3 protein-coding genes are annotated in these 11,005 nt (G+C 72.4%); all 3 read left to right on the top strand.

Annotated elements, in window-relative coordinates; genetic code table 11:
• Positions 1-606, top strand: a 606-nt coding sequence (locus ADK65_RS31820) for an AMP-binding enzyme (RefSeq protein WP_053674472.1), incomplete at its 5' end; no start/stop codon positions are given.
• Positions 607-617: 11 nt separating this feature from the next.
• The gene (locus tag ADK65_RS31815; RefSeq protein WP_078956252.1) at positions 618-9,527 is read left to right on the top strand and encodes a non-ribosomal peptide synthetase; all 8,910 of its coding nucleotides are present in this window, start codon (positions 618-620) and stop codon (positions 9,525-9,527) included.
• A partial coding sequence (locus ADK65_RS31810) for a condensation domain-containing protein (protein ID WP_234353023.1) occupies positions 9,524-11,005 on the top strand: 1,482 nt, incomplete at its 3' end. The genes ADK65_RS31815 and ADK65_RS31810, both read left to right, overlap by 4 nt.

Below are 11,005 nucleotides of genomic sequence, written 5' to 3'. Positions count from 1 at the left end.
CAGGTCAAGGTCCGCGGCTTCCGCATCGAACTCGGCGAGATCGAGCAGGCACTGACCGCGCACCCGGACGTCGACAACGCGGTCGTCGTCGTACGCGAGGACAGCGCCGACGTCCAGCGGCTGGTCGCCTACGTGGTGCCCGGCAACGGCACGGCACACACCGACCTGGACCTCAAGGCCCTCACGGACCGGGCCCGGGAGCACCTGCCGGAGTACATGGTCCCCTCGGCGATCGTGCCGCTCGCCGAACTGCCCATGACACCGAGCGGGAAGCTCGACCGCAGGGCGCTCCCCGCTCCGGACCACACCGAGGCCGCGGCCGGGCGAGGGCCGCGCAACCACACCGAGGAAGTCCTCTGTCGGCTGTTCGCCGAACTGCTCGGCCTGGAGGAGGTCGGCATCGACATCGACTTCTTCGACCACGGCGGGCACTCCCTGCTGGCCACCCGGCTGACCGGCCGCATACGCAACGAGCTCGACGTCGACGTGAAAGTCACGACGGTCTTCCGTAATCCGACCGCCGCCCAGCTGGCGGTCCAGATCGAGGAACTGGCCACGTCGAACCGCCCCCGGCTGCGCCCCAAGCTGGGCCAGATGACCGTTTAGGAGAAGCGTCGATGATCCCCTTGTCCTTCGCCCAGCGACGGATGTGGTTCCTGCACCGTCTGGAAGGCCCGTCCTCGACCTACAACATCCCGTTCGTCCTGCGCCTCGACGGGGCACTGGACACGGCCGCCCTGGCCGCCGCGGTGACGGACGTCGCGAACCGGCACGAGAGCCTGCGCACCCTGATCGCCGAGAACGAGGACGGCACACCGGAGCAGCGGATCCTGCCGCCCGAGGAGGCGGTCCTGCAGTTCCGGCTGGTCGACGTGGCCGCCGAGGCGGTGGACGCCGCCGTACAGGAGGCGGCGCGCGAGGGTTTCGACCTGGACACGGAACTGCCGCTGCGCACCACCGTGTTCCGGCTCTCCCCGCAGGAGCACGTGCTGGTGTTCGTGTTCCACCACATCGCCGCGGACGGGGCGTCGATGGCGCCGTTCCTGCGGGACCTGCTCTCGGCGTACGCAGCCCGTCAGCAGGGGGACGAGCCGGAGTGGACGCCACTCCCGGTGCAGTACAAGGACTACACGCTGTGGCAGCGGCAGCTGCTGGGCGACGAGGAGGACCCGGAGAGCGTCGCCGCGGAGCAACTCGCCTACTGGCGGCGGGAGCTGGCCGGGGTGCCGCAGCCCGTGCAGCTGCCGCTGGACCGGCCGCGGCCGACGGTGGCCGGCCACCGTGGCGGTCACGTCGACTTCGAACTGGACGCGGAGCTGCTCTCCGGCGTCGGGAAGCTGGCCGCCGAGCGCGGTGCCACCGCGCCGATGCTCGCCCAGTCCGTGCTCGCGGTGCTCCTGCACCACCTCGGCGCGGGCAACGACCTGACGATCGGCAGCCCGATCGAGGGACGTGCCGACGAGCAGCTCGACCAGCTGATCGGTTTCTTCGCCAACACCTGGGTGCTGCGCGTCGACCTGTCGCACAACCCGTCGTTCAACGACCTGCTGGACCAGGTGAGGGAGAGGGCCCTTGCCGCGTACGACAACCAGGACGTCCCCTTCGAACGTCTGGTGGAACTGCTGAGCCCGGAACGCACCACGGCCTACCAGCCGCTGTTCCAGGTGATGCTGGCCTGGCAGTTCGAGTGGTCGCAGATCGAGATACCGGGCCTGCGCGTCACCCCCCTCCCGGCGGGCACCGGCACCGCCAAGTTCGACCTGTTCTTCAACATCGTCCCGGCCCCGTCCGGGGGCGCGTACGGGCGGCTCGAGTACGCGACGGAACTGTTCGACCACTCCACGGCCGAGAACCTCGTCGACCGCTACGTGCGCGTGCTCCGGCAGGTCGTCACCGACCCCGGGACGCGGCTCGGTTCCGTGGACGTGCTCACCGGCGCCGAGCGTGACCTGCTGACCCGGGTGAACGAGACGGCGGCACCGGCGCAGGCGGCGACGGTGCCGGAACTGGTCGCCGCCCAGGCCGCGCGGACACCGGACGCGACGGCGGTGGTGTCCGGCCGGACCACTTTGACCTACGCGGAGCTGGAGGGCCGAGCGGCCCGGCTGGCCGCGGTGCTGCGCGACCACGGGGCGGGGCCCGACGCCCCGGTCGCCGTGGCACTGCCCCGGTCGGCGGACCTGGTGGTCGCGCTCCTCGCTGTGCTCAAGGCCGGCGCCGCCTACCTGCCGGTCGACCCCCAGTACCCGGCCGCGCGGGTCGGCCTCCTGCTCGGCACGGCCGAACCCGCACTGGTGCTGACCGACCGCGAAACGGCGGCGACCGTGGCCGGGTGCCGGGCGCCGGTGCTCCGCCTCGACGACCAGGACCTCGACGGCCCCGCCCCCGACGCCCCGGACGTCCGGATCGACCCGGACCACCTGGCCTACGTGATGTTCACGTCCGGATCCACCGGCACCCCCAAGGGCGTCGCCGTCACGCACGCCGCCGTCGTCAACGGCGTCCGCGACCTGCGCCGGACGGTGGGCGTCGAGGCGGGATCCCGGATGCTCGCCGCGACCTCGGTGAACTTCGACGTCTCCGTGTTCGAGATCTTCACCGCGCTCACCACCGGAGCGAGCGTGGAGATCGTCCGCGACGTGCTCGAACTCGCCGAACGCGGCAGCTGGTCGGGCACCACCGTCAGCGCCGTCCCCACGGTGTTCTCCGCGCTCCTCGACCAGATGTCCGGCGACGCCCCGGACCGCCTCCGACTCGACGTCGAAACCGTCGTCCTCGCCGGCGAGGCCCTTTCGGGTGACCTGGTCCGCAAGATCCGCGACGCCCTTCCCGACGTCCGCGTCGTCAACGCCTACGGACAGACCGAGAGCTTCTACGCCTCCACCTTCACGCTGCCGCGGCAGTGGACCTCGACCGGCGCGGTACCGGTCGGACAGCCCCTGGCCAACATGCGCGCCTACGTCCTGGGGCCGGAACTGACGCCCGTGGCGCCCGGTGTGATCGGCGAACTGTACGTCGGCGGGCCGGTCGCCCGCGGCTACCACCGCAACGCCGCGGCGACCGCGGAGCGGTTCGTCGCCTGCCCCTTCGGCCCCGCCGGCGCCCGCATGTACCGCACCGGTGACCTGGCCCGGTGGGACGAGGACGGCCGGCTGAGGTACGCCGGACGCGCCGACACCCAGGTGAAGGTGAACGGCATCCGCGTCGAGCCGACCGAGATCGAGACGGTCCTCGCCCGGCACCCCGCGATCGGCCGGGCCGCCGTCGCGGTCCGCGAGGACTCCACCGGCAGCGCGCGCCTCGTCGGCTACGTCGCGCCGGCGGGCGCCGCGGACGGCACGGCGACGCCGGACACCGCCGTCTCCGCGGCGGACCTGCGCCGTTTCGTGTCCGAGAGGCTGCCGGACTACATGGTCCCCACCACGATCATGATGCTCGACCGGTTGCCGCTGACCGCGAACGGGAAGGTGGACCGGGCCGCGCTGCCCGAGCCGGAGTTCGCCGGCACCGAGTACCGGGCGCCGCGCAACGAGACGGAACGGCTCCTGGCCGAGGTGTACGCCGACGTCCTCGGCACCGAACAGGCGGGGGTCGACGACGACTTCTTCACCAGCGGCGGAGACAGCATCCGGTCCATCCAGGTCGTCGCGCGGGCCAAGACACGCGGCGTGGTGGTCACCACGCGGGAGATCTTCGAGCACCGCACGGTCGCCCGGCTCGCGGAACTGGTCGAGGGCCGCGAGGACGAGGAACGCCTGGTCCTGGCCGAGCTGCCGGGCGGCGGCGTGGGCCGCATGCCGCTGCCGCCGACGGCGGCGCACGTCCTCGCGCTGGGCGGCGGCATCGGCCGGTTCTGCATGTCCGCGCTGCTGACCCTGCCCCAGGACATCGACCGCGACGGACTGGTCGCGACCCTGCAGGCCGTCCTCGACCGGCACGACGTGCTGCGCTCCCGGCTCGACCGGGAGCGGCCGGGCCTGACGATCGAGGCACCCGGCGGCGTGGACGCCGGCGCGCTGTTGCGGGAAGTCCCCTACGGCGACGCCGATGTGCAGGCCGAGCTGGACGCGGCCGCGGACCGGCTCGACCCGGACGCGGGCGTCATGGCGCAGTTCGTGTGGCTGACCTCCGGCACGGACACGGACCGGCTGCTGGTCGTGCTGCACCACCTGGTCGTCGACGGGGTGTCGTGGCGGATCCTGGTGCCGGACCTCGCGGCCGCCTGGCAGCGGATCCGGGGCGATGGCACCACCCCGGCACAGACCGAGGTGGGCACGTCGCTGCGCCGGTGGGTGCACGCGCTGTCCGACGAGGCGGCCTCCCCGGCGCGGGTGGCGGAACTGCCCGTGTGGCAGGACATCCTGCGCACCGACGAACCGGTGCTGGGAGCACGGGAGACCGACCCGGCGCGCGATGTGACGGCCACCGTGGACACGGTGCGCGTCCAGGTGCCCGCGGACGTCACGGAAACCCTGCTGAACACGGTGCCCGCGGTGTTCCGCGGCGGTGTCGACGACGGCCTGCTCGCCGGGCTGGCGCTGGCGCTGGCCCGCTGGCGCCACGGCCGAGGCGTGTCCGACGCCTCCTCGACGCTGGTCCGGCTGGAAGGACACGGCCGGGAGGACCACCTGATCCCCGGCGCCGACCTCTCCGGCACGGTCGGATGGTTCACCGCCATGTACCCGGTCCGGCTCGACCTGGCCGGCATCGACGTGGCGGACGCCTTCGCCTCGGGCAAGGACGCGGGGAACGCGGTCAAGGCCGTCAAGGAGCAGCTCCGGGCGGTGCCCGACAACGGCGTCGGGTACGGCCTGCTGCGCCACCTCAACCCCGAGACCGCCGCCGCGCTGGCCGGACTGCCACAACCCCAGATCGGCTTCAACTACCTCGGCCGGGCCTCCGGCGCGGACATCCCCGAGGAACTGCGGGGTCTGGGCTGGGCCCCGGACACCACACACCGGGACCTGATCGCCGCGCCGGACGCGGACATGCCGGTGCTGTCCGCGCTGGAGATCAACGCGGTGGCCACCGGCACCGGCGACGGCGAGGAACTGACCGCCTACTTCGGCTTCCCGACCGGTGTCCTCACCCGCGACGAGGTGACCGAGCTGGCCGGGTTGTGGGTCGAGGCGCTGACCGCCCTCGCCCGGCACGCGGTGACCCCCGACGCCGGCGGGCTCACCCCGAGCGACGCACCCCTGGTGAAGGTGAGCCAGGGGGAGATCGACACCTGGGAGGCCCGCCTCGGCGAGCTGGCCGAGGTGTGGCCGGTGACCCCCGTTCAGTCCGGGCTTCTCTTCCACTCGATGCTGACCGCCGACGAGTCGTTCGACGTCTACCACATGCAGCTCGTGTTCCATCTGTCCGGCGACGTCGACCCGGAGCGGATGCGCCGGGCCGGGCAGGCGCTGCTGGAGCGCTACGACAACCTCCGCGCCGCGTTCGTCGACCGCGCGGACGGCGACGTGGTGCAGGTCGTGCCGCGTAACGTGACCCTGCCCTGGCGTCACCTGGACCTGAGCGCCGCCGACGCGGCCGAACGGACGGAGACGTTCGAGAGGTTCCTCGTAGAGGACCGGGCCGCGCACTTCGATCTGAGCACCCCACCGCTGATCCGGCTGGCCCTGGTCCACCTCGGCCCCGGCCGGTCCGAACTCGTGCTCACCGGCCACCACGTGCTCTACGACGGCTGGTCCACGCCGCTGCTGATGCGGGACCTGATGCTGCTCTACGCGTCCGACGGCGACCCGGCCGGGCTGCCCGCCATCCGCAGCTTCGGCGAGTTCCTGGCCTGGTTCGTCCGGCAGGACAAGGAGGAGTCCGCACGGGTGTGGGCGGCCGAACTCGACGGCGTCGACGAACCCACGCTGCTCGTGCCGCGCGCGCCCGCGGCGCACGGACCCGCGGGGGTGGGGGACCTCGACGTGACGTTCGAGGACATGCCCGGCCTGACCCGGCGTGCCGCGCAGCTCGGCGTCACCGTCAACACGCTCGTGCAGGGCGCCTGGGCCGTCCTGCTGGCCAACCTCACCGGGCGGTCCGACATCGTCTTCGGCGCCACCGTGGCCGGCCGCCCGGCCGCCTTCCTGGACGCCGGGGACATGGTCGGGATGTTCATCAACACCATCCCCGTCCGGGTGCGCTGCGAACGCCGCGACACCTTCGCAGGCCTGCTCACCGAGCTGCAGAACCGCCAGGGCGCGCTGCTGGACCACCACCACCACAGCCTCGCCGAGATCCAGCAGGCCACCGGGCTGAGCACGCTGTTCGACACCCTGGTGCTGTTCGAGTCGTTCCCGGTCGACCGGGACGCCCTCGACGAGGCCAACACCACCGCCGGTGTGGCCATCACCGGACTGCAGCCGTTCGCCGGCTCGCACTACCCGATCACGCTGACCGCCGCGTCCGAACCGCACCTCCAGATGGCCCTGCAGTACCACCGGGACAAGCTGGACCAGGACACGGCCGCCGAGATCGTCGACCGGTTCACGCGCGTCCTCCGGCAGGTCGTCGCCGACCCGGACGTCCGCGTCGGGGACCTCGACGTGCTCGGCGAGGACGAACGGCGGTGGCTGCTGCGCACGGTCAACGACACCGCCGAACCGACCCTGGAACAGGGCCTGGTCGCAGCCGTGGAGCGGCAGGTGCGGGCCACGCCGGACGCCCTCGCCGTCATCGGCGAGGAGCAGTCACTGACCTACCGGGACCTGGACACACGGGCCAACCGGCTGGCGCACTGGCTGATCGGCCGCGGTGTGCGGCCGGAGTCCCTGGTCGCCGTCTCCCTGCCCCGGTCCGCGGACCTCGTGGTGGCCCTGCTGGCGGTGCTGAAGGCCGGCGCGGCCTACATCCCGCTCGACCCCGACCACCCGCGCTCCCGGATCGACCACATCCTGACGGACTCCGCCCCGGCGCTCGTGCTCGACGCCGACGCGCTGGCCGAGGACCGTTCCGCGTACCCGGACGCACCGCCGGCCGTGGCCGTCTCGCCCGACAACACCGCGTACGTGATCTACACATCGGGGTCGACCGGAACCCCGAAGGGGGTCGCGGTTCCGCGGGGCGCGCTGGCGAACTTCCTGGCCACGATGGGGCGGCGGTTCCCGCTGACGCCGAGCGACCGGCTGTTCGCCGTGACGACCGTGGCGTTCGACATCGCCGGACTCGAGCTGTACCTCCCGCTGATCTCCGGAGCGGCGGTGGTGCTCGCGGGCAAGGAGACCGTCTCCCAGCCGTCGGCCGCGGTGGCGGCGATGCGCCGCCACGGCGTCACCGTCGTGCAGGCCACCCCCGCCTTCTGGCAGATGCTGCTCACCGACGACCCGGACGGCGCGCGGGGCCTGCGGATACTCGTCGGCGGTGAAGCCCTGCCCGCGCCCCTGGCCGAAGCGCTGGCCGGGCAGGCCGCGCAGGTGTCCAACATGTACGGCCCGACCGAGACGACGATCTGGTCGACGACGGCCCTCGTCGAGCCGGGATCCGGTGTCCCGTCGATCGGCGCGCCGATCGGGAACACCCAGGTGTACGTGCTCGACGCGCGGCTGCGCCCGGTCCCGCGCGGGGTGAACGGCGAGCTGTACATCGCCGGCGACGGCCTGGCCCGCGGGTACCAGGGCCGGCCCGACCTGACCACCGGACGGTTCGTGGCCTGCCCGTTCGGCGCACCCGGCACGCGCATGTACCGCACCGGGGACCTGGTGCGGTGGGGCGGGAACGGGCGTCTGGAATACGTCGGACGGACCGACTTCCAGGTCAAGATCCGGGGCTTCCGCATCGAACTCGGCGAGATCGAGCACGTACTGACCACCCACCCCGGCGTGGTGCAGGCCGCGGTCGTGGTGCACGAGGACCGGCAGGACGACAAGCGCCTGGTGGGCTACGTGGTGCCGGCCCTGCACGCCGAGTCGGCCGACGCCGCCGACCAGGTGGACGAGTGGCGCGAGGTCTACGACGACAGCTACACGGCCTCCGAGGACGAGGCGCTGGGCGAGGACTTCCAGCTGTGGAAGTCCACGTACGACGGTGAGCCGATCCCCCGCGAGCAGATGCTGGAGTGGCGGGACACCGCCGTGGCACAGGTGCTGGCGTTCTCGCCGAGGCGGGTGCTCGAGATCGGTGTGGGCTCCGGCCTGCTGCTGGCGAAGATCGTCGGCGAGGTCGAGGAGTACTGGGGCACCGACCTCTCCGCCCCGGTCGTGGACCGCGTGCGGGCCCAGGCCGAACAGGACGGGTACGGCGACCGGGTGCGGCTGAGCGCCCAGCCGGCCGACGACATCGACGGACTGCCCCGCGCCGGGTTCGACACCGTGGTGCTCAACTCGGTGGCGCAGTACTTCCCGAGCGTGGAGTACCTGGACCGGGTGCTGCGCCAGGCGATGGAACTGGTCGCGCCCGGGGGCCGGGTCGTCGTCGGCGACGTCCGCAACGCCACGACGCTGCGGGTCCTGCTGACCGCGGTGCAGCGCGCCGCGCACCCCCACGCCTCGCACGAGGAGCTGCGGACGCTGGTGGAGAAGGCGCTGCTCGCCGAGCGGGAACTGGTGGTCGCCCCCGAGTGGTTCGCCGAGTGGGCACGCGAGCACGCCGATGCCGTGGACATCCGGCTGAAGCCGGGACAGGCGCACAACGAGCTGACCCGGCACCGCTACGAGGTCGTCCTGCACAAGGAACCGGCCGATGTGCTCGACCTGGCGGGCGTGCCCGCGGCCGAGTGGGGCCGGGAGGTGCCCGGCCTCGCAGAACTGCGCCGCCACGTCGACCGGGAGGGCGACCGTCCGGTTCGGGTGAGCGGGATACCGAACGCGCGGCTGAACGCCGAGGCCGCCGCGGCGGCCTCCGCCGGCGTGGTGAGCACGCCCGCAGCCTCGGGCAGGCCGCTCGACCCGGAGGAGTTCACCGCGTGGGCGCGCCTGCAGGGGCGGCATGCGGTCCTGACCCCGTCGGGCGCGGACGTGCGCTGCTTCGACGCCGTCCTGCTGCCCGAACAGGCAGCCGGACAGCGGGCCGTCCACGGAGTGTTCGCGCCCAGCGGCGTGGCCGGACGGACCCGGTCGAACCACCCCGGCCTCGCCCGGGTGATCGGCCCCCTGCTCGCGGACCTCCCCCAGCACCTGCGCAAGCAGCTTCCCGAGTACATGGTCCCGTCCACGGTGGTGCCGCTGTCGGAGATCCCGCTGACGCCCAACGGAAAACTGAACCGGCGGGCGCTGCCGACCCCCGACCACGCCCAGGTGTCGACCGGCCGGGCCCCGCGCAACCAGCGCGAGGAGACCTTCTGCGCGCTGTTCGCGGAGGTGCTCGGCCTGGGGACGGTCGGTATCGACGACGACTTCTTCGCCTTCGGCGGGCACTCCCTCCTGGCCACCCGGCTGATCAGCCGCGCCCGCGCCGAGATGGGGATCGAGATACCCATCCGCAAGATCTTCGACCTGCCGACGGTGGCCGCGCTCGCGGCGTGGTCGGAGGAATCGGCTGCTCCCCGCCGCCCCAGCCTGCGCCAGATGTTCGCCAAAGGAGTGAAGCAATGATTCCCCTGTCCTTCGCGCAACGCCGTATGTGGCTTCTGCACCAACTGGAACAGGGAGCGGAGACCTACAACATATCGGCGGCGTTCCGGCTGACCGGGCCTCTGGACCGAGCCGTCCTCGTCGCGGCGATCGGCGACGTGGTCGGCCGGCACGAGATCCTGCGCACCACCTACGTGACGGACGACGAGGGCGAGCCCTCCTCGCGGATCCTGCCGCTCGCGGAGGCGTCGCCCCAGGTCCCGGTGATCGAGGTGACGCCCGGCGACGTGGCCGCCGCGATCGAGGAAGCCGTCTCCCACCGGTTCGACCTGACGGCCGAGCTGCCCTTGCGCGCGAGCCTGCTGCGCTGCTCCCCCGAGGAGCACGTCCTGGTCCTGGTCATCCACCACATCGCCTCGGACGGCAGCTCGGGCGCGCCGCTGGCCCGGGACCTGGCCGAGGCCTACACCGCCCGCCTGGCGGGCCGGGAGCCGGCGTGGGAGCCGCTGCCCGTGCAGTACAAGGAGTACGCGCTGTGGCAGCGCGAGGTGCTCGGCGACGCGGCCGACCCGGACAGCTCCGCCGCGGCGCAGATCGAGTACTGGCGGGACGAACTGGCCGGGGTGCCGCAGCCGCTGAACCTGCCGCTGGACCGACCGCGGTCCGCGGAGGCCGGCTCGCGCGGCGACACGGTCCCTCTCACGGTGGACCCGAAGGTGGCGGCCGGGCTGCAGAAGCTGGCCCAGGAGCGCGGGACGACCATGTCGATGCTCCTCCAGGCAGCCCTGGGGGTGCTGCTGCAGAAGCTCGGCGGCGGCAACGACGTGACGATCGGTTCGCCGATCGCCGGGCGGACCGACGAAGCGCTGGCCGACCTGGTCGGATGCTTCGTCAACACCCAGGTACTGCGCGTGGACCTCTCCGGCGACCCGACGTTCACCGACCTGCTCACACAGGTGCGGAACAAGGCGCTGACGGCCTACGAGAACCAGGACGTGCCGTTCGACCTGGTGGTCGAGGCGATCAACCCCGACCGCTCCGCCGCTTACCAGCCGCTGTTCCAGGTGATGTTCGCCTGGCAGAACTTCGCGAGCCGGAACCTCGAACTCCCCAGGCTCAAGGTGGAGTTCGAACAGGCCATCACGTCGACCGCCATGTCCGACCTGTTCTTCTTCCTGGCCGAGGACGCCGCGGGGTCGCTGCGCGGTGACCTCCAGTACGCGACCCACCTGTTCGACCGCGACACGGCCGAGGTGATCGCGGCCCGGTTCGTCCGGGTGCTGGAGCAGGTCCTGGAGAACCCGCACGTGCCGGTGGGTGCGGTGGAGGTGCTGGGCGAGGAGGAGCGGGACTGGCTGGTGCGTCGGGTCAACGACACGGCGCGTGAGGTGGCTGCGGAGACGTTGCCGGGTGCGTTCGAGGCGCAGGTGGCGCGGGATCCGGAGCGGGTGGCGCTGGTCGGTGAGGAAGGATCGCTGACGTACGGGGAGTTCAACCGG

This window comes from Streptomyces sp. NRRL B-1140 (assembly GCF_001280065.1).
In the GTDB taxonomy this organism is placed as follows: domain Bacteria; phylum Actinomycetota; class Actinomycetes; order Streptomycetales; family Streptomycetaceae; genus Streptomyces.
The sequence above is the reverse complement of the archived record's forward strand: the minus strand, read 5'-3'. Positions and strand labels throughout refer to the sequence as shown.